This is a genomic window from Neobacillus niacini, assembly GCF_000759675.1.
Taxonomy (GTDB): domain Bacteria; phylum Bacillota; class Bacilli; order Bacillales; family Cytobacillaceae; genus Neobacillus; species Neobacillus niacini_A.
Genome location: NZ_BAWM01000017.1, coordinates 1 through 21222, shown reverse-complemented (window position 1 = coordinate 21222; position 21222 = coordinate 1). Strand labels below are relative to the sequence as shown.

Here is a 21222-nt window from a genome sequence, read left to right as displayed (position 1 = left end):
ATTTATTTATTCATGTTTACTATAATGAATTTAGGTTACTAAAAGTATACATGTTACTTTTTATATAATTACATTTAAAAAGCGAGGTATGGAAAATGAATATGTTAGAATCAAAAGTAATTCAAACTAGATTTGAAAAAGAAATTTTTATTGAAGAAAAATCAACTATTAACATAAATGGGTTTCGTTCTCTTGATAAGAACACTCCTTTTTATGAATTTATGATAGGTTTGGATCTAATTCGGATTAGGGATAATGAATATTATGGAACGAAGAAAAGTTACGTTAGTATAAGAATTTCGGAAGATTTACAATCTCTTTTCATATTAGAGCCCGATGTCCAAAGTATTTTTGCCATTAAAAATAAACAAGAAAAAGAAGCAGCAATTGAATTAATTCAGTATGTATTGGTTGATTCACAAACTTTTAAACAAGTTGTCTTAGAAATGATAAGTAATCTAAAGAAAGAAAATGTTGTTAATGGATTTGAAGTCAAGGAAGCAAAGGCTAAATTGGCTGTGCTTGAACGATTATTAAACGTCAGAGAAGAAGATGTTAAATTCACCATTCGAATGGAGAATATAGCTTAACATATAAAAAAGGAGAGAAGCCCATGGCTTTTCTCCTTTTTTTGGGTTACTTATACAATGGAACCTCCCATTTATCGCCTGCTTTTTCATAACGGGTTACGGAAAGCAGGTGTAGGGTTAATTCCTCAGGAACCTCATCAATATCATAGGATTTAATATCGAAATTTGTCTTATAGCGGTCATTCTCATCTTTTTCATCTAGAATAGATCCGCTTTGATACGTAAGAAAGGCCTTTCCTTTATTGTCCACTAATGCCCAGGCACCAAGGTCCGAGCTGCCAGCTTCCTTGCCGCCCTCCATTTTTATCGTAAAGATATTTTCAATTTCAATTGGTTTTAACGACTTACGGAGTGAAAACTTAAGATTCTTATCTGCCTCCTTTATGGTTAGAAAATTGCCTTCATATTCAAAAGAGACTGGACGGTTCTTTAATTCTTTTGGTTTAATTTTTATTGAGAAATCGGAAGGCACTGTTTTCACTACACCATCTAATACAAATGTTAGTTTGCCGTCCTCTTTTTGCGGGACAAAGGATTCATTCCAGGCCACCTGACCGATTTTCCCCATATCAGCACCTGAACCTTGGAGTACTCCTGAATCACTCGGGTGCCCTTTCCCTTCCAAAAAACTATTGTGATGGTAAACAGCTTTCTTTTCCACGTTCTCAATATGGTATTGAATCGCCGTTCCATAGTTCGTGAAAGAATTAGCAATTTCCTCACCAAATTTCTCTTCTAAATGCTTTATTTTCTCTTCTACTTTTGCCTGTTCTTCTTTCGTGTAAGACGTCTCATACAATAATTCACTAGAGGAAGGTGCAAATCGAACTTCTTTCATGTTAATGTTCACGCCATTCATGCTTGTTGCCACACCATTTAATGAGAGAGTGGTGGTAAATTTATTTCTTTCTTTTAAATCAACCGGAACCTCCAATTCCCAATGACCCTGCACACCGTTCAACTCGACTAAATCAAATTTGACGTTGACTTCCTCTAAATCCTCTTGTTCCCGCAACGAAAATTCGATTAAGCCGTACTCACTTCCATCCTGCCAGCCTATACCTACCCTTTCAAGCCTTTCTCCATTTTGATCGCTGGCGAAGATTTCGTTATTGGAATCCGCCAATTCGATATAGGAATCCTGTATTTTTCCTTTTTTATTAACGATTTGATAGGATAAAGCCACCCGAGAAGAATCTGCTACGACATCTTCTACTTTCAATGTAAGCCCTTGATCCGTCACTTCACGATTGACCCGCTCTGCCATACCTGCATTCGATGCCATTTTTAATCCTTCGTCTACTTGATCGGTTGCAAACAAGCCGCCAACCCACTTTGCAAAACTTGGATTCAGTGTGGTGCTTAATCCAAAAGCTAACACCACTCCTGCTGCAAAAAGCATTCTCCGTTTCCAAGCAGGCTTTTTCGGTTGTTTTTCATAAGGCTCAAGCTGAGCAAGAATGGTGGAAGCAAAATCATCTGGCAGCACAGGTGTTTGTAAGGTTTCTTTTAATAACTTCTGTTCTTCGTTAAGCTTTTCAACAATGTGTTTGCAATCCTTGCAGCCTTTGAAATGAGTGCTGAGGTCAACAAGCTCCTGTTCCGTCAGCAGGTTATCAACATATTGTGAAAGTTTATCTATCGTTGGACAATTCATGAAAATAGCCTCCTTCTCTTTTGACCGAAGCTCTCATTTTTTTCTTAGCACGATGAAGTTTATTCCGAACGCTTGAAACAGGGAGTTCACTCAACTCACTAATTTCGCTATAGCTCAATTCATTTACATAGCGCAAAAGAATAATCATTCGTTCATCTTCAGGCAGGGCTGCAATTAGCCGCTCAAGCTGGCGACCTTTCTCCTTTTTCAAAAAAATGATCTCTGGATGATTTGGATTTACTACTTTTTCTTCATTTATTTCTACTGGTTTCATTTTATAGCTATTCTTGCGGAACTCATCCATACAATGGTTAATTGCCACGCGGTACATCCATTTGGAAAACGATCCCTTATTATCGTATTTCCCCAGCTGTTGATACACCTTAATGAAGGCTTCTTGTACTAAGTCTTGTGCATTCTGCGGATTTCTTGTCATTCGTAAAATTGTGGCATATAACTGGTTTTTGTATTTATTAATAATGTGTGCATAGGCTTGCTTATTACCAGATAACACTTCTTGAATCCATTGCCATTCTTCCTCCATATTAACCTCCTGCTAAACGAACATGCGCATGTCTCGTTTTTTCTATCATCTATTATAACGAGTTCACTCGCTGAATAATTTCATCTAATAAAAAAAGGAAAGTAAAATCACTTTCCTTCTCTGACAAAAAACTTATACGAATTGACAACCATAAAATGAAAGGGCAGTAAACAAGAACCTCATGATGGCCGAAATCCCCGAAACATCTTCTGAACCTATACAGTAATAGTGCACTGTCACCACCTGTATTTTGTCGATATTATTTCGACATACTTCGAGTGGTGACAGGCACTATTAATTCAGATGTATCCTAACATGTTGGTCAAGTATGTCATAAACTCATCATCCAACTGGTCAAAAGAATGGATATTTAATAATATAAGCAATTTTAACTCTCAGGGGATTCTTCACAGCTATGACAGAGAGAAAATGTATATTCTTATGCCTAAACATCACCATCATCATGAGTCAATGCATACAGAAGATGAGAGCAGACAGTTCTTTCCTTTCTTTGGACCATTTGGGTTGTTTGGCTTTCCGTTCTTTGGAATCAGAAGATTTGGACCTTTTTTCCCGTTCTTTATTTAACTTTAACAAAAAGTCTTGCAGAAACTGCAAGTCTTTTTTGTTAGGCCTGAATATGTATTTCTAGTAAGTACAAAAACGGGATGAGATTTACATGATCGATAGTATAAGAATATAAATAAACTTTTCAATAATGTGATTTAGTCGAAGAACAAAGGGCTTCAAATTTTTGAAGCCCCTTAACTGGTTATATAAAATCAAAAGACTTATAAAAAGGTTTCTAAGAAACTATTTCGCACATGAAAATACCCGATAGTCCAAAACTCCTTGATATTTTGCCATGATATAAACATGCTGATTCATGATGGTGTACAGTTCAGGTTCAATATAATCTGAATAAAAGAATTCTGGTGTTATTTTCTGATGGGAGATTAGTTGTTCTTGCTTACGAATTTTTATCCCTCTAAATCCGGTCCGTTGCAATAAATTAATCCAATCTCTTTCCATCAGCAGGGAATCTAATCCATAAAATTGAGTAATTTCCTTCTTATTACTTAGATCAATTCGTTGATTAATGGTAAGTTCATTTGCAATAAAACGGCCACCCTTCTTTAATAATCGAAAAATTTCTATTAGTGTTCTTGGTTTATTGACAAAAGAAAGAACAGATTCAGAAATAATAAAATCAAATGTCTCGTCCTTTAATGGGCAATTCTCGATAGATCCTTGGATAATTTCGACCGGTAATTGGTATCTTGCCATTCTAGTTTTAGCTTTTTCGACCATGATAGGATTGATGTCTATTCCAGTTACGATTGCTCCGTATTGGGAAGCCAAATATGCTGCTGTTTGGCCAGTACCACAACCAACATCTAAAATGTGAGTAGCAGGGGTGATCCTTTCAGACTTGAATATTTCCTTCGTCAGTTGAATCCCCCCTGGATGTGCACCACCAACACCAAACTTAGACAAGAAATCTAAATAGATTGAGGTCTCAATTCTAACCACCTACTTGATTTAATTTTAAATAATCAGAAGTTAAATAGTATGACTATATCAATCTGGTTCTTTAGTTAACACCCGAATGTGCCTCTGTTACAGTAGCTCTATGGATTTTCCCTTTACACATATAACGTTGCATTTTACTCCTCCAATAGTTGAACTTTTTACAACTGTATATGAGGTTTCAGAACACAATGTGTCTAAAAGGAACTAAAATCTAAAAAAATATCAGTTTGTTATGTTATTTATCCAGAGTTAGGATTGAAAGTTAGCAGTTTTAGGGATGCCAACAATAAAAAAAATGAAAAGATAATACTAAAGCAGTCCAATTCGTATACGAATCGGACTGCTTATTAGTGTGTTATTTAATGTTTTGTACTTGATAACAGACCCCATTAATCTAAGACAAGAGTTCTTTCATTTACTATTATTTAGAAATCTGTTTCTGTAAATCTTCTCTTTCTGCTCATATCCTGGTTTACCAAAGAGTGCAAACTTTTTTTAAATGTTTATTTTTAAATATTCTGATGCGCGCTTCCACTGTTTATTAAAAGGTCAAAATCAGCTTAAGGTTTTTCCACTTCCCGAATCGGAGACCGCTTGATTGATCTCATTATATGAGTAAAAATTCACAAGTTTATCCAATGGGAATTGCCCTTGTTTATATAGTTCTATTAATTTGGAAATGAACACTTGGGGTATAGTGCTACCTTGCCGTATGCCAGAGACCGATTTGGCGGACATAATCATGTCGTTAAGATTGAGGTGCACATCGGTATTAGCCTTAGGTGTCACCTTTTTTCAACTCTGCCATCCGCATGGCGTGCGAATCTTCCTGATTCACGTTTGTTTACAGGATCTGGACGGTCCCACGGCCAGCCTCCATATTGTGTAGTTTGATAATCCTTGAATGCATCGCGAATTTCTTGCTCAGTATTCATTACAAACGGTCCATAGGACACCACAGGTTCTTGTATCGGCTCACCCTCTAGGAGCAGCATATAACTCTCAGTTGCTCCATTGGTAATCGTGATTTCCTGATCACCGGCAAGCTTTACACGATGGTACGTTTCAATCGCTGTTTCGTCTATATTTAGTTTATCTCCCTGATAATAGTATAAATTTCTCGTCATTGTCGTTGAAACTGACGGCAGGGTGAAGACTGCTTCCGGCTCCATATGAATAAGGTAGATCCCCACATGATGATTTTTATCGTTTGCCCAAGAAGCAGAGTTGGGTTCTAAACTATATTTGCCCATCACACTTCCGGCAATCAGTCTTAGGGTCGTTTTCTGTCCATTAGCAGCCGCTGATTGTACTTCCGGTATATCCTCAGCCCATAACATTTTATATTCAGGTTCAGCGAATTTATCTTTTGCTGGCAGGTTCAGCCATATCTGAAAAAATTCAAGTGGATTGCCTTTGTCCTGATGGATAAGAGGAAACATTTCAGCATGCTGGCTGCCCTTTCCTGCTGTCATCCATTGAACATCACCATTCCCAAATCGTCCTACGGACCCATATGAATCAAAATGATCAACAAACCCTTCAAGAACGACTGTTACCGTTTCAAAACCTCTGTGGGGATGTACAGGAAATCCCGGAACCGTTGTGCCATGATACATTCTAAAACCATCACGCAACGTAAAATCCTCGCCAAGATTTCTGCCTTCCAATGAAACGTTAGGACCCTGCTGGTCATTTCCTGAGGGATACGCATCTTTATGGTGCACTGTCATAAGGAACGGATCTTCTGTCTCCCATGGAAATCCTAGTTTTTGTATTTTCATGATTTTGCTATTCACTTCTATTTCCTCTCCTATTCTTTAACGAATTCCTTCGTACTTCTAACTGTATCAATGGGACGAACTAATTTTTCTATTTCTTCACGTTTAGGCTCTAAGAATGGAGGTAACGATAATTTTTCACCAAGTGTTTCATAAGGTTCGTCACCCATAAAACCAGGACCATCGGTAGCAAACTCAAATAAAATTTGCGGTGCAACTCTTGCGTACAATGACTCAAAAAAGTGACGATTTACATAACCGGATGTTTGGAATCCAAAACCACTTAGTCGTTCTATCCATTCTTCTAAAACAGTGCGATTCTCTACACGGAATGCCGCATGGTGTACTGTTCCATAACCTTGTCGGGCTTGAGGAAGAATGGCATTATATTCTACAATGACCGATGCACCATTCCCGCCTTCCCCGACTTCAAATAAATGGAATGACCCTTCTTTATCTGTCTCTTTAAATAATAGAACTTTTTCCAGCATTTCTTTAAAGTAATCAAAGTTCGCAATACGAACAAAAACAGGACCTAAACCAGTAATAGCATATTCCAGTGGAATTGGACCTTTTTGCCATGGTGTGCCAGATTCCACTCCTTTATTGAATTCATCTGAAATCAATTGATATTGTTGATCATCAAAATCAACGAAAGAGAGTGTTTTCTTGCCAAATTGCTCTTTGATTCCAGTATGTTTGACTTCTAGACGATCAAAACGTTTTACCCAATAGTCTAATGCAGCATCACTTGGTACACGGAAAGAGGTTTTTGAAATCTCGTTTGTACCATGTACACCTTTCGGAATGCCTGGGAAGTCAAAGAACGTCATGTCTGTGCCTGCGCTGCCTTTATCATCGGCAAAGAATAAATGATAGGTTTGAATATCATCTTGGTTGACTGTTTTTTTAACTAAACGCATACCTAAAACATAGGTGAAAAATTCATAGTTCTTTTCTGCACTGCTTGTAATAGCTGTTACGTGGTGTACTCCTTTTAGATGATTCATTATAAATTCCTCCTAAAAATTTTATAATAAGCTTGATTTATTCATTAAAACTTCTCAATGGGTGTTAGATTTTTTTCAATTTCATCTCTGCGGTCTTCTAAAAATGGCGGTAAATCTAATTTTTCTCCAAGTGTTTCAATATCCCCATCAATGGTGAACCCTGGCCCATCGGTTGCAATTTCAAATAGAATTCCGTTTGATTCACGGAAATACAGGCTCTTAAAGTAGAAGCGATCGACTATGCCAGATGAATGGAAGCCACGTGCTCGTACTTGTTCGTCCCAAAATTCGAGCTCCTCATCGTTTTTCACACGAATCGCTAAATGATGAATGCTGCCGCGACCTGGTTTTTCAGAAGGGCCGTCTAAATATTTTACGACGATTTCTCCAAAAATCTCTCCTTTGATGGATTGAAAAATCACTTCGTCACCCGTACGGCTGATCTCTGTATAGCCAAACATGTCTGTAAGCGTGCTTGCTAGTTTATCAAGTCTTCGTACCGTTATTTCCACAGAACCCATTCCTTGAATTTGGTGCTCGTTGGGAACATCAGATTTTTCCCACGTTTCCCAGTGTTGTACTTTCGCCCCGTTTGAGACAAGAAGTACCATACGTAAACCTTCAGAGTCTTCAAAGTGTAAAGCTGGATGATTGGCATACGTTGTAATGTCACTATTGGTTACACCATGTTCCTCAAAACGTGCTTTCCAATAGGATAAACTTGCTTCTGATGGTACAAGTAAACCAATTTTTGTGATGGCATTTGTACCACGATGTGTATGACCAACTAGTGGAATTTCAAAAAATGATAGTTCAGTACCCGGGCTGCCTGTTTTATCTCCAAAAAATAAGTGATACATTGATGGATCATCTTGGTTCACCGTTACTTTCACACGACGTAAACCAAGCACATGGCGGTAAAAGTGATTATTCTGACTTGCATTTTTTGTAATCATTGAAATGTGATGATGTCCTGGAATTTTATACATTGATAATTCCTCCTCTTTCAGTTAACTAGTCAAGTGATAATTAAAAAATAATAGCATCGTATTTACCAAAAGTAAAAGGATCCTTATTTTTCTAATTTAATCTCAGTATGCTTTTGGAGCTTAGTCATCAGTTTGTATAGTGTTTTTTGCTCATCCTCTGTTAAGCACTCACTGAGAATGGACGTTTGGAAAGTAAGTTGATGTTCAAAAACTTCATGCATTTTACAATCCCCTTTCTTCGTCAAGGTTATCCATTTGGTTTTCCAGTCCTGCTTACGCTGTATATATCCCTCTTGCTCAAGTCGAGTGAGCATACGTGAAATTCCACCCTCCGACACCGTTACTTTCGTGGCAAGTTGACCTTGTGTGATCGGCTGATAAGTCGAAACCTGGTTTAATACATCAAACTGTGCAGCTGTGATCCCAAACTGTTTTAAGAAATCATTCGATAATAAATTACTTTGATGTGTAAAACGAGCAATACGCAGCCAAATTAGTGAACCAAGTGTATTTTTTCTCATATGACTCATTTCCTTTCGTTACTATCACTTTACACCTCAAGTGAATAAAACGCAAGGAAAATATCTCGAATTCAAGATATTTTCCTTGATCTTAATCTATAACAGTATGAACCAATTCTATTTCAAGCTTTATGACGCTTCATGATTCGTTGTCATAAAATCCTCAAATGCTCCCACATTCAATGGTCTGCTGTAGTAGTGACCCTGTCCTTGTACATAACCATCTTTGCTAAGTTCATCAACATGTTCCTTTCGTTCGATTCCCTCTGCAATGACATTTAATCCAATGGATTTTGCTAAGTTTATGATAGCCTTTGCAATTTCCTTACTTTCTTTATTTGTATGAATATCTTTTATAAACGATTGGTCTATTTTTAATGTATCAATAGGCAGTTCTTTAATATAACTAAGAGAACTATATCCAGCCGATCAAAATTAAAAGCAGTCCAATTCGTATGCGAATCGGACTGCTTACTTGTGTGTTATTGAACGTTTGTACTCGATAACAGAACCCGTAAATCGAAGACAAGAGTGCTTTCAATTACCATTATTTAGAAATGCGTTTTTGTAATTCTGCTCTTTCTGCTTCATATCCCGGTTTACCCAGGAGTGCAAACATGTTCTTCTTGTATGCCTCTACACCTGGCTGGTCAAAAGGATTTACTCCCATTAATAAACCGCTGATTCCACATGCTTTTTCAAAGAAGTATACCATTTCGCCGAAGGTATACTCATTTAATTGATCCAATTCGACAGATAGGTTGGGAACTCCACCATCCACATGGGCTAAAACCGTACCTTGTGCAGCATTCTTATTAACATAGTCCATTGTTTTCCCAGCTAGATAATTTAATCCATCCAGATCAGAATCCTCTTCGCCAAGGGTGATGTCTAGTTTAGGTTCTTTTACTGAAACAACTGTCTCAATAAGGTCCCTGCGTCCTTCTTGGACATATTGTCCCATGGAATGAAGATCGGTGGTGAAATCGACAGAAGCAGGATAGAGACCTTTCTGGTCCTTTCCTTCACTTTCACCGAATAATTGTTTCCACCATTCAGATACATAATGAAGAGATGGTTCGAAATTTACAAGTAGTTCAATCGATTTTCCTTTTCGATATAGAGCATTCCTAACTGCAGCATACTGATAACTTTGATTTTCTGCCAAGTTCGGATTACTATACTTATCCGCAGCTGCCGCAGCCCCTGCCATCATTTTCTCGATGTCTAAGCCTGCGGTTGCGATTGGTAATAACCCTACTGCTGTTAACACAGAGTATCTGCCGCCAACATCATCAGGAATAACAAAGGTTTCATATCCTTCTTCATCTGCAAGTGTTTTTAAAGCTCCTTTATTGCTGTCTGTTGTGGCATATATGCGATTTCTTGCTTCTTCTTTTCCGTACTTTTTCTCCATATAATCACGGAAAATACGGAACGCAATGGCTGGCTCTGTTGTTGTACCTGACTTTGAAATCACATTGACTGAAATATCCTTGTCCTTCAACACATCAAACAAGTGAGATATATAAGTGGCACTGATATTTTGTCCAGCAAAATAAATTTCTGTTTTGTCATCCATTTGGTTATGGAACGTATGAGATAGAGCTTCAATGGCAGCTCTTGCACCAAGATAAGAGCCTCCGATTCCGATTACGATTAAAGCATCCGAATTACTGCGAATTCTTTCTGCTGCCGCTTTGATTCGTGCAAATTCCTCTTTATTGTATGTAAGTGGTAAATCTACCCATCCAAGATAGTCAGACCCCGGACCTTTTTTCTCGTGGAGCATGTCATGCGCTGTTTTCACAAATTCACTTAAATAATCCACTTCATGCTGCTGCATGAAAGATAATGCATTAGAATAATCAAAAGTAATAGCCATTATTGTTTCTCCTCTTATTTTAATATAACTAATGTGCAAAGGGCGTTATTTCCTAGCCTGAAAAGGATAAGAGATAACGCCCTTTAGTTTTTAGTAATTTTTAGACTGTTTTCCAGTCAGCTGCAAATTTTTCAAGACCTTGGTCTGTTAACGGATGTTTTGATAATTGCTCAATGACCTTAAATGGAATTGTTGCAATATGAGCTCCAGCCAACGCCACACGGGTAACATGATCAGGATGACGAACAGATGCTGCAATGATTTGTGAATCTAGATTTTGAACACGGAACATCTGAGCAATTTTTGCGACTAGTTCTACACCATCTTCATTAATATCATCTAAACGTCCTAAGAATGGTGAAACATAAGTTGCCCCTGCACGAGCTGCCAATAATGCCTGGTTCACACTAAATATCAGTGTAACGTTAGTCTTAACACCTTTTTTAGTTAAATAGCGGCAAGTCTCTAATCCATCAAGTGTCATTGGAACTTTGATGGTAATATTCTTATCGCCACCGTTGATTTTAATCAGTTCGTCTGCTTCCGCAATCATTTGCTCAGCCGTTAAAGCATTTGGTGTTACTTCGGCAGAAACTGACTCAACCTCTGGAACTGCATTTAGGATTTCTGCGATACGATCCTCGAATTTCACGCCTTCTTTAGCAACGAGTGAAGGGTTAGTAGTTACACCTGATAATACGCCAATTTTATAAGCCTTCTTAATTTCCTCTAGGTTTGCAGTATCGATAAAAAATTTCATAATGAATTCCTCCAATTTTTTTAAATAATATTTTTAGTTCTTTTCGACAGCATGTCCACCAAATTCATTCCTTAAAGCCGCTACAACTTTACCTGTAAAGGTGTCATCCTCTAGAGAACGATAGCGCATTATTAAGGACATTGCAATGACTGGTGTTGCTGTTTTTAGATCTAAAGCTTCTTCTACTGTCCATTTTCCTTCACCTGAGGAATGCATAATCCCTTTAATTTCTTCTAAATTTGGATATTTTGAAAAAGCATTTTCAGTCAATTCCATCAGCCATGAACGAATAACGGAACCATTGTTCCAAACTCTCGCGACCTTTTCGTAATCAAAATCAAATTCACTTTTTTCCAGCACTTCAAAGCCTTCACCTATTGCAGCCATCATGGCATATTCGATTCCATTATGAACCATTTTTAAGTAATGCCCGCTGCCCGCTTTGCCGGCATATAAGAAGCCGTTCTCTACAGCCGTATCTTTGAAAATTGGCTCTACCACCTCCCATGCATCAGGATCCCCGCCAATCATATAGCTTGCTCCATGTCGAGCACCTTCCATACCGCCTGAAGTACCTGCATCCATAAATCTTACACCATATTCTGCAAGTTCATTATAACGGCGAATGGATTCTTTATAATGGGAATTACCTGCTTCAATCACAATATCCCCTTTTTCAAGGAATGGTGTGATTTCACCAATGACGGAATCTACAACCGCATGTGGGACCATAATCCACAATATTCTTGGATGTTTCAATGACTCAACGAGTTCTTTGTAACTTGATACACCGATGGCCCCATATTCTTTCATATTTTCGACTGCACTTGGATTAACATCAAATGCTACAACTTCATGTTGATGGTCAATTAAATTCTGACCTAAGTTTAATCCCATTTTGCCTAAACCAATTAGTCCAACCTTCATTATGTTTCCCTCCAACAGTTTGAATATTTTTTCTTTAACCAACCTTCTTACGAAAGATTTAAGACACTTTTCGTGATACGTACTACATTATCGGCAGTAAAACCAAACTCCTTCATGACTGCTGCTCCATCACCTGAAGCACCAAATGTTTCAATCGATAAGATTTTTCCTTCAAATCCAACAAACCGGTCCCATCCAAGTGAAATTCCCATTTCAATAGCCACGCGTTTTGTTTGAGAAGAAGGGAGTACCTCTTGTTTATATTCTTCTGATTGCTGGCTAAATAATTCCCAACTTGGCATGGAGACGATACGAACCGAAATATCTACTTTTTCAAGTTCTGTTTTTGCGTTCACTGCCAAGGACACTTCTGAACCGGTAGCTATTAAAATCACATCTGGATTTGAATTTGTCTCTTGCAGTACATAAGCTCCTTTAGAAAGGTTCTCAAGATTTGCTTTTGTTTCATTAAACACAGGTAAGTTTTGGCGGCTTAGGACCAACGCAACCGGACCTTCTGTTTGCTGAAGAGCATAAGCCCAAGCACTTGCTGTTTCATTTGCATCCGTTGGTCTTATCACCGTTAATCCAGGTATGGACCTGAGTGCAGCCAAATGTTCAACCGGTTCATGGGTAGGACCATCCTCACCTACTGCAATGGAATCATGTGTAAAGACATAGATCACTGGAAGCTTTGATAGTGCTGCCAGACGGATAGACGGGCGAAGATAATCATTAAAGACAAAGAATGTACTTACAAAAGGTTTCACACCACCGTGATATGCCATACCATTGGCTGCTGCTCCCATTGCATGTTCACGAACACCAAAGTAAACATTGCGTGCACCGTATGATTCAACAGCGTATATTTGTTCACCCTTTATTTCCGTCATTGTGGAATGAGAAAGGTCTGCACTTCCGCCAAAGATTGCCGGAACAGATTTCACATAATGGTTAATTGCTTCTCCGTTTGCAACTCGTGTTGATATATTTTTCCCAGTTTCAAACGTTAATAAATCTTTTGTATCGATAAGAACTTTTCCACTTATTGCCTCTGTTAATTGATTAGCTGACTCTGGATATTCCTGCTTATATGATTCAAATAAGTTCATCCAGCTTTGTTCAGTATCGATCCCCTTACGCTTTAATTGTGCAAAGTTTTCCTTTACTTCCTCTGGTACATAGAAATCTTCTTCATACAGCCAGTTATAAGCTTGTTTTGTTGCTTTTCCTTCTTCGGCTCCCAGTGGTGCACCATGTGCTTTATTTGTTCCTGCAACTTTTGGACTTCCATATCCAATAATCGTTCTGATTTCAATCAAACTTGGCTGGTCTGTTTTTTGTTTGGCTGCTTCGACGGCATTAGAAATGGCTTCAAGGTCATTTCCATCATCCACTCTTAAATAGTGCCAGTTGGCTGATTCTGTTCTTTTCTCTATATTTTCAGAGAAGGAAGCATTTAATTCGCCATCAAGTGAGATATCATTTGAATCATATAAAACAACTAGCTTCCCCAGTTTCATATGGCCTGCCATCGACATGGCTTCATAGGAAATACCTTCCATCAAATCACCATCTCCAACTAACGCATAGGTGTAGTGATCAATAACGGGATGTCCTTCTTTATTAAACTTGGCTGCTAAATGTGCCTCTGCCATTGCCATCCCAACAGCATTAGCAATCCCTTGGCCTAATGGACCTGTAGTTGCCTCTACGCCTGCTGTATGACCGAATTCAGGATGCCCTGGCGTTCTACTATTTAACTTTCGAAAATTTTTCAAATCATCAATAGTGACATTATATCCAGCTAAATGAAGCATACTATACAGTAAACTTGATCCATGTCCCGCAGATAAAACAAATCTGTCACGGTTAAACCACTTTGGGTTTTCAGGGTTGTGATTAAGATGTTTCGCCCATAATGCATATGTCATTGGTGCTGCCCCCATCGGGAGACCAGGATGACCTGAATTTGCTGCATTTATGGCATCAATAGATAAAGTTCTTATTGTAGTAACAGATAGATTATCAACGGTATGTGACATCGTTTATTGTTCCTCCTGAATGTTCTTAGTTTGTATTACCATTTCCTTGCTTTCTTGAAGTTTTTCATCCAGCCACCATTGAAAGCCATTTTCCAAAAGTAAGAAATCAGCAGCAGCAGGTCCGTGAGAACCCGACTGATATTCATTGAGCGGTACTAGATTTTCTGCAAATGCATTTAATATTGGCTGTACCCATTCCCATGACAATTCAACTTCTTTCCAATGAGCAAAGAAGGTAGAATCCCCATTAAAAGCATCATATATTAGTCTTTCGTACGCTTCAGGCACTCCCAATCCTATTTGATCATTTGAAAAATTAATCCTAATTGGTGTAACTTTTCCATTATTCAATGGGTTTTTGCTGTTTAATTGTAAGGAAATATTTTCATTAGGATTGATTTCAATAATTAATAAGTTAGGATTAATTTGATGATTTTTATATTGTTGGTTTTCCTTATTCTTAAATTCAATTACAATCCGCGTTGATTTTTCCTTCATCCTTTTCCCTGTACGGATGTAAAAGGGGACCCCAGTCCATGATGGATGATCCATCCACAAACGGGCAGCAACAAATGTATCTGTCTTGGAATTTGGATTTACCCCTGGCTCTTCTAAATAACTTGGAACTTTTTGACTGTTTACCTCTCCCGAAATGTATTGGCCGCGGACAATATCGTATTGGACATCTTTTTCTTTTAAGGGACGAAGAGACTCCATGATTTTCCGCTTTTCATGTCTAATTCCTGCTGCGTTAATTTTTTTAGGCATATCCATGGTCGTCATCATTAGAATTTGCAGCATATGGTTTTGAACCATATCACGAATTGCACCAGCTTGATCATAATAACCCGCTCTTTTCTCTACCCCAACCGTTTCACTCGCTGTAATTTGAACATTTGCAATATGATCTTTATTCCAAATCGATTGAAGAATGGGGTTTGCAAAAGACAAGGCTTCCAGGTTCTGAACCATCGGTTTGCCTAAGTAGTGGTCTATTCGATAAATTTCCTCTTCCTCAAAGGCACCGCTTAGTTTTTCATTCAGTTCCCGTGCAGATTGGAGATCATGACCAAACGGCTTTTCAATGATCAACCGTTTCCAGCCCGTTGTCTGACCAAGCCCGCTACTTTTTATGTTCAAGGCAATCGTGTCAAAAAAATCAGGTGCAACCGAAAGATAAAACATACGATTTTCTTCTAAATCAAGTTCTTCTTCACGCTGCTTCACTAATTGAAGTAGTTGTTGATAATCTTCTTTACGGGATACATCCAATCTACTGTAGCGAAAGTGATCTAAAAATTCCCCCATATTAGCAGCATCATGTTCTAGGCGTCGTGAAAAGTCTAAAATAGAGTCTTTCACTCTTTCTTGAAAATCAGTTTGAGAAAGTTCCCCTCTTCCCAGTCCAATAATGGATATGGACTGCGGTAATTTTTGATCAACATACAAGTTGTATAGAGCAGGGAAAATTTTTCTCTTTGCTAAATCCCCTGTTGCTCCAAATAAGACAAAGGTCATTGATTCCATCATTCTTCCCCCATGTTCGTAATCTATTTTCTTTTATATATCTATCATCGGACTTTCGTTACAAGTTTTTTATCCATAATGGTAATTACAGCATCAGCCAGTCCAACAAATAATCCATTATCCACCACACCTGGAATGAGGTTAAGATTTTTCTCTAATTCTTTTGGATGCTTAATTTCTTGAAAACGACTGTCAATAACATAGTTACCGTTATCTGTAAGAAAAGGGAGCCCATCCTTTTGCCGTAGCATTGGACTGCCGCCAATTTCTCGGATGTGTTTTACTGTCATTTCAAATCCATATGGAACCACTTCTATAGGTAGTGGAAAAGTTCCTAATGTATCTACATTTTTATGTGAGTCTGCAACAATGATAAACGTTTTAGCTGCTTTTGCAATTATTTTCTCTCTTAAAAGGGCGCCGCCGCCGCCTTTAATGAGGTTTAAATCTGGGTCAACTTCATCTGCTCCATCAATTGCTACATCAATTTGCTCAATCTCATTGAACGAAACAAGTGGGATGCCCAGTTCTATTGCTAATTTTTCTGTGTGCTTAGAAGTAGGGACTCCTTTAATGGATAGTCCTTGCTGGACTAATTGACCAAGCTTTGAAATGAAATAATATACAGTAGACCCTGTACCAAGTCCAACTACCATTCCGTCTTTCACATACTCTACAGCTTTTTCTCCAACTTCTTTTTTCTCAATCAAGGCATTATCCCCTTTCAACTAAAGCTGGATTCCTCTGATTAATTTGTCCATTGTCTTGTAACTTGTTCCCTTGCTATCTGTAAGACTTGTTTTTCTGGAGTGTCCTTTCTTACAATGACATTCGTTTGATAATTTCTTCCTTTGTAATTTAGTTTTACAGTTACTTCAATCATATAGTTCACTCCTTAATGATTTTTAATTTATAATTATCTTTCTTACACTTTCGTTATTAAGTTATTTTTTATTACATAAGTTACTTTATGTAACCATAATATATCTTTATTTTAAGAACCGTCAAGTAAAATATCTCGAATTAAAGATAATTTGTTTTTTAATTTAATGCTGTGTTAAATTTGTCTGTTGATTTCAACATTTAGCTTTAACACAGCCTAATTAAAAAAAAGAATTCACGCCACCTAGTTTGGGTAGCGTGAATTCACTTTACTTATTCTGTTTCCCCATCCCGATATTGAGAGGGAGTCCTGCCTGTTTCCTTTTTAAATACTCTTGCAAAGTAGGAAGCATCATCATAGCCTATCGTCCAGGCGATTTCCTCAACGGATAAATTCTCCGTTTTTAATAAATGTTTTGCTTGATTTATTCGTAACGTTTGCTGAAAAGCGGTTAAGGTCATTTTTGTTTCTTCTTTAAATTTCCGGGAAAGATGACTTGGATGTGTAGAAAATTGTGCTGCCAACTCTTCTTTATTAATTGGTTTATTATAAAAGCTGAGGATATGTTCAATCACCCGTTGGGTCATGGATGTGTATTTACTTAATGAGTTGGAAATCACTAAATCGCAATATTCCTCAATCATGCGATCTTCTAATTGATGCAGTATTTCCACCTGATTCGCATTTTCGATTTCATTGGCATATTTTTCAGAGATCCGATGAATCATAATTGCAGGTACATGACTGTTTCTTGCCGACGTACGCAGAAGGGTATTTAATATAATAACAACATTTTTTAACCTGCGTAACGGCTGATTTGGAAAGCGTTCCGAAAAAGAAAACAGCATATTTTTAGAATTAATAAGCTGTAGAGCTGTTTTTTTATCTCCACTTTCAACAGCATGCATAAAATCTTTTTCAGTCTTATATCTCAATTTAACTAATTCCGCTTCTTTATCTAAGTTGAGGTAGTCTTCCTTCTTATAAACAGGGCGGCTGCTTTTATCAGAAACAATGACAATCGGGAAAATTTCCTGCTCGTTCATGTTTGCAAACTGCTGAAGGACACTTCCATAACTGCTTGCCTGTTCTAAAGTTAGGAAATTGATTTTATCAACTAACAGCTTTAAATCTTCACTTTGTGTACTTGAGAGCCGATATTCCCTTGATAAACTGTATAGATTCGGCATTTTATCAAAATAAGGACCGATGATAATGGTGTATGCTTCCACCTTTTCGGTGAAGGAATATCCAAAATAGTGTAAGTCCCATTCATTTATATAGGAATATAGTTGTCCTCTTTGTTTCATATTGTCATACAGGGATAAAACATCTCTTTCCCCTGAACCTGGCATGAATGCTGGGATAGAAATCATTTCATGATGGTAAACAAGCTCCCGATTTTGATCGAATACATATGTATTTAAATTGGTTATATGTTGAATTTTCATAGCAGTCGAGACGATTTTTGATGGTTCCAGATTGAGTTCCTCCAATCGTACGCTTCATTTATATTTAACCTTTATCCGGATATTATCAAATAAATCCTAACGTTAATTATTTGTATTCATTATACTAGTATTAAATTAGCACTTTCAATCTTAAGATATTGATAAAGGTAAAATGAAAGCGGTAAAAAATAAGGGATATATTAATAAGAAATAGTACTATACGAAATTAAAGCAAAAGATATAGTATATGGGAGTGAGGAAAACAACTATGAGTAATCAAAAACAAGATCAAACAAATCAAACAGATTTGCCAAATGAGTCAAAAGAATCAACGTTGTCTAAAGCTTTAGGTGTTATCTCAGGAAGTTTCGCCCCAATTATCGGCGTTCTCGCCGGTGCTGGACTCTTAAAAGCAATGTTATCGGTTTTAAACACACTAGGCTGGCTATCAAATGAAAGCGGTGCCTATGTAATTTTATCAGCAGCTGGAGATGCCGTTTTTCATTTCTTGCCATTATTTCTCGGTATATCAATTGCCCTTAAACTGGGTGCCAACGGATATGTAGGCGGTGTTATTGGCGCCTCTATACTGACTCCTGAAATTATGCACCTTGTCGAAAACGATGTGAAGACTATCGACTTTTTTGGCCTTCCGGTCTTATTAGCAGATTATTCATCTACGGTTTTTCCAATCTTTATTGCCATATTTGTTTATGCAGGTCTAGATAGACTTTTAAAGAAAGTCATTTATAAAGATATTCAAATGTTTATCAATCCTTTGATTTCATTAGTCATCCTCGTCCCGTTAACCATGCTGGTGTTCGGCCCTATCGGCACCCTCCTTGGGGAAGGATTAGGTTCAATCATTAATTTCCTAAGCGACAAAAGTGGACTATTAGCAGGGGCTGTTTTAGGTGCTTCTTGGACTTTCCTGACCATTATGGGATTACACTGGACGATAATTCCTCTTGCTATTGCCAATCTGGCAGCTGGACCTGACCCCATCATTGCTATGGCGGCCGCAGCTCCATTTGCTCAGGTTGGGATTGGTCTTGCGGTTTTTCTGAAAACACGGGATAAAGATTTAAAGGCACTAGCAGCAAGTGGAATCGTTCCTGGTGCATTGGCTGGAACAACCGAAGCGATTAATTATGGAATCATCCTTCGTTATCGAAAAACCATGATTTATGTTATCATTGCTGCCGCAATAGGCGGGGCTATCAATGGAAGCGTCGGAGTTGTGATGAATGATTTTGTCCTTCCAAGTGTACTTTCCATTCCTGCATTTACACCGACTTGGGAATATTTAATTGGGATTGGCGCTGCTTTTGTCCTCGGATTTCTATTGACGTATCTACTGGGATACGAGCCCAAAACTTCAAAAGTGGATGTTGATTTTACCCAAAATATTTTTGGTGTAAAGTTGGAGACCATTAAAAGTCCAGTGCGCGGCAAAGTTGTTCCCTTAAGCTCTATCCATGATCCATTATTTGCAACTGAAACTGTAGGTAAAGGAATTGCCATTGAACCGGAAGCTGGAAAAATTTATTCACCTGTTGATGGTTTGATTACAACACAATTTCCTACAGGACATGCTGTTGGCATAACGTCTAAAAATGGTGCCGAAGTTTTAATTTATATTGGCCTTGATACCGTAAAATTGAAAGGAAAATACTTTACACCTCATATAAAACAAGGTGATCATGTCAAACAAGGCGACCTGCTCATTGAATTTGAAAAAGACCAAATAAAAGCAGAGGGATTTGAAACAACAACATTGGTGGTGATTACAAATACCAATCAATATCTAGACATTAAAGCCATTAATAGTGAAGCAGTAGAACAAAATGATCCGTTGTTGAAACTAACAGTTTAATCTATTATTAAAGGGTTGGTCCCATTTGGACCAACCCTTTTGAATAGCATTAAGGTTTACCGATGTTTACTTCTCGTTATCTTCTTTCATCAATTTAACCCCTTATTACCTTATGTAAAGGTTAAATCCTTTTAGTTTAGTTTTTAATTTGAATGTTTGTAACTCGTTTACAAATAAATTTAGTTCTTTAGGGGAAATCTGAATTGTATTATACTTTCCATAATTAATTTCGATCCGATTCATTGAAAGTGCAGGAGCTACAAATGGATTCGCTTCTGATAATAACATTATTCTTTCACTCTCCTACTGTTTAAATCAATTAATCTAGATTCTATTATGTTCAAGGAGAGTCTTATTCATAAACAGTTTATTCAACAATCGCAGACAATAACAAATTACCGAACCATGAGAACCCTTGAAATACAAGAAAAAGGACACTTCCTTTACTCAAGGAAAGCGCCCTATTCTGGAATAACCAAAATATGATCTTAGTCTTAAAATCACTTAATTCTTCTTACATTAAAGCACCCGTTACTTTAAGTGCAATCCTTCACAAACTTTAAATTGCCGAAAACCTGTCATTTTGACGGGTTTATATTTTTATTTTAAGTTTTATATAGGCAATACTTTTCATTCAGGAATTTTTTTTGGTTAAAGGAAACTTTTTTAATGGAGTGAAATATAATAAGAATAAAGGGAGTGATAAGGATGTCTCCAACTAAACGAATAAAGAAAAAAATCTTTTTAAATTCCTACTTATGTAAAATGTTAGGGATTATTAGTGAACAAGAATATAATACAATTTTAAATAATTTCAATTCTCACGAACTTTAACTTTAGATGAATTAGACGTCAAGAGAAAATGTTGTAAAACCATTTTAAATCTGAAGACATATATTTTTTTATTATTTATTATGGGGTCTACTATCTAAAATGATTATTTATTGTAATATTAAATATTAAAGAAAAAAGGGAGCACTTGAAAACAAACGAGTTCGAGTGATTCTTTTTTTTATTCTAAAATGCCTTTTAATTTATGTTCTAAATATATGAGAAATTAAACAGCTATTTATGTTTTCCCTCCCGAACCGAACGTGAAATGAATACATCCGAGCCTTTCTTATTGATGATATTTTCAAAGTTTGCCATTACTTCTTTAGCTAGTCGAGTAGAATGGAGCCTTTCTACCTTACGGTAGATTGTACTCCACCCCCTCCCAGAACCGTGCTTGCACTATTAATGC

General features: G+C 37.3%; 18 protein-coding genes and 1 pseudogene. 2 read left to right on the top strand and 17 right to left on the bottom strand.

Annotation, left to right across the window (positions count from 1 at the left end; all coding sequences use genetic code 11):
• Positions 1-95: 95 nt before the first annotated feature.
• Entirely contained in the window at positions 96-590 is a 495-nt protein-coding gene (locus TR08_RS07945) for a hypothetical protein (protein ID WP_152597366.1), read from the top strand.
• Between the two features lie 46 nt (positions 591-636).
• Here the strand turns inward: TR08_RS07945 and TR08_RS07940 are convergent, their stop codons facing one another.
• The 16 genes and pseudogenes from TR08_RS07940 to TR08_RS30220 form a co-directional block, all read right to left on the bottom strand.
• Positions 637-2247 (bottom strand): DUF4179 domain-containing protein, encoded by a 1611-nt coding sequence (locus TR08_RS07940; RefSeq protein WP_045517216.1) that lies wholly within the window; start codon positions 2245-2247, stop codon positions 637-639.
• On the bottom strand, positions 2225-2791 hold the full coding sequence (locus tag TR08_RS07935) for an RNA polymerase sigma factor (protein WP_045517215.1): 567 nt from the start codon (positions 2789-2791) through the stop codon (positions 2225-2227). The genes TR08_RS07940 and TR08_RS07935 overlap by 23 nt, the downstream gene beginning before the upstream one ends.
• An 813-nt stretch (positions 2792-3604) precedes the next feature.
• A complete protein-coding gene (locus TR08_RS07930) occupies positions 3605-4324 on the bottom strand; it encodes a class I SAM-dependent methyltransferase (RefSeq protein ID WP_081954397.1) in 720 nt (239 codons plus the stop codon).
• Positions 4325-5109: 785 nt separating this feature from the next.
• On the bottom strand, positions 5110-6123 hold the full coding sequence (locus TR08_RS07925; RefSeq protein ID WP_045517214.1) for a pirin family protein: 1014 nt from the start codon (positions 6121-6123) through the stop codon (positions 5110-5112).
• A 14-nt stretch (positions 6124-6137) separates the two neighbouring features.
• Entirely contained in the window at positions 6138-7115 is a 978-nt protein-coding gene (locus TR08_RS07920; RefSeq protein WP_045517212.1) for a ring-cleaving dioxygenase, read from the bottom strand.
• 44 nt (positions 7116-7159) lie between these two features.
• The gene (locus tag TR08_RS07915) at positions 7160-8104 is read right to left on the bottom strand and encodes a ring-cleaving dioxygenase (protein WP_045517210.1); all 945 of its coding nucleotides are present in this window, start codon (positions 8102-8104) and stop codon (positions 7160-7162) included.
• Between the two features lie 83 nt (positions 8105-8187).
• Positions 8188-8625: a MarR family winged helix-turn-helix transcriptional regulator gene (locus TR08_RS07910; RefSeq protein ID WP_045517209.1), complete on the bottom strand. Its 438-nt coding sequence runs from the start codon at positions 8623-8625 to the stop codon at positions 8188-8190.
• Positions 8626-8754: 129 nt separating this feature from the next.
• Positions 8755-9039, bottom strand: a pseudogene (locus TR08_RS30855) (EAL domain-containing protein); the annotation flags it as partial.
• Positions 9040-9172: 133 nt separating this feature from the next.
• Positions 9173-10510 (bottom strand): glucose-6-phosphate isomerase, encoded by a 1338-nt coding sequence (locus tag TR08_RS07905; RefSeq protein WP_045517208.1) that lies wholly within the window; start codon positions 10508-10510, stop codon positions 9173-9175.
• Positions 10511-10610: 100 nt separating this feature from the next.
• Entirely contained in the window at positions 10611-11270 is a 660-nt protein-coding gene (gene fsa, locus TR08_RS07900; RefSeq protein WP_045517207.1) for a fructose-6-phosphate aldolase, read from the bottom strand.
• Positions 11271-11303: 33 nt separating this feature from the next.
• Positions 11304-12197, bottom strand: coding sequence for a phosphogluconate dehydrogenase (NAD(+)-dependent, decarboxylating) (gene gnd, locus TR08_RS07895; RefSeq protein WP_045517206.1), 894 nt, complete (start codon positions 12195-12197; stop codon positions 11304-11306).
• A gap of 47 nt (positions 12198-12244) precedes the next feature.
• Entirely contained in the window at positions 12245-14242 is a 1998-nt protein-coding gene (gene tkt / locus TR08_RS07890) for a transketolase (RefSeq protein WP_045517205.1), read from the bottom strand.
• A 3-nt stretch (positions 14243-14245) separates the two neighbouring features.
• Complete coding sequence (gene zwf, locus TR08_RS07885) at positions 14246-15769, bottom strand: glucose-6-phosphate dehydrogenase (RefSeq protein WP_045517204.1); 1524 nt, start codon at positions 15767-15769, stop codon at positions 14246-14248.
• Positions 15770-15813: 44 nt separating this feature from the next.
• A complete protein-coding gene (gene rpiA / locus TR08_RS07880) occupies positions 15814-16479 on the bottom strand; it encodes a ribose-5-phosphate isomerase RpiA (protein WP_045517203.1) in 666 nt (221 codons plus the stop codon).
• A gap of 38 nt (positions 16480-16517) precedes the next feature.
• The gene (locus tag TR08_RS07875) at positions 16518-16652 is read right to left on the bottom strand and encodes a BA3454 family stress response protein (RefSeq protein WP_045517201.1); all 135 of its coding nucleotides are present in this window, start codon (positions 16650-16652) and stop codon (positions 16518-16520) included.
• Positions 16653-16924: 272 nt separating this feature from the next.
• Positions 16925-18148, bottom strand: coding sequence for a helix-turn-helix domain-containing protein (locus TR08_RS30220; protein ID WP_052427388.1), 1224 nt, complete (start codon positions 18146-18148; stop codon positions 16925-16927).
• A gap of 223 nt (positions 18149-18371) precedes the next feature.
• Between TR08_RS30220 and TR08_RS07865 the strand changes: the two genes are divergently transcribed.
• Positions 18372-19979 carry a glucose PTS transporter subunit IIA gene (locus TR08_RS07865; RefSeq protein WP_045517199.1) on the top strand — a complete coding sequence of 536 codons (1608 nt, stop codon included), beginning with the start codon at positions 18372-18374 and terminating at the stop codon, positions 19977-19979.
• 105 nt (positions 19980-20084) lie between these two features.
• Here the strand turns inward: TR08_RS07865 and TR08_RS07860 are convergent, their stop codons facing one another.
• On the bottom strand, positions 20085-20267 hold the full coding sequence (locus TR08_RS07860) for a PH domain-containing protein (RefSeq protein ID WP_045517197.1): 183 nt from the start codon (positions 20265-20267) through the stop codon (positions 20085-20087).
• Between the last annotated feature and the right edge of the window lie 955 nt (positions 20268-21222).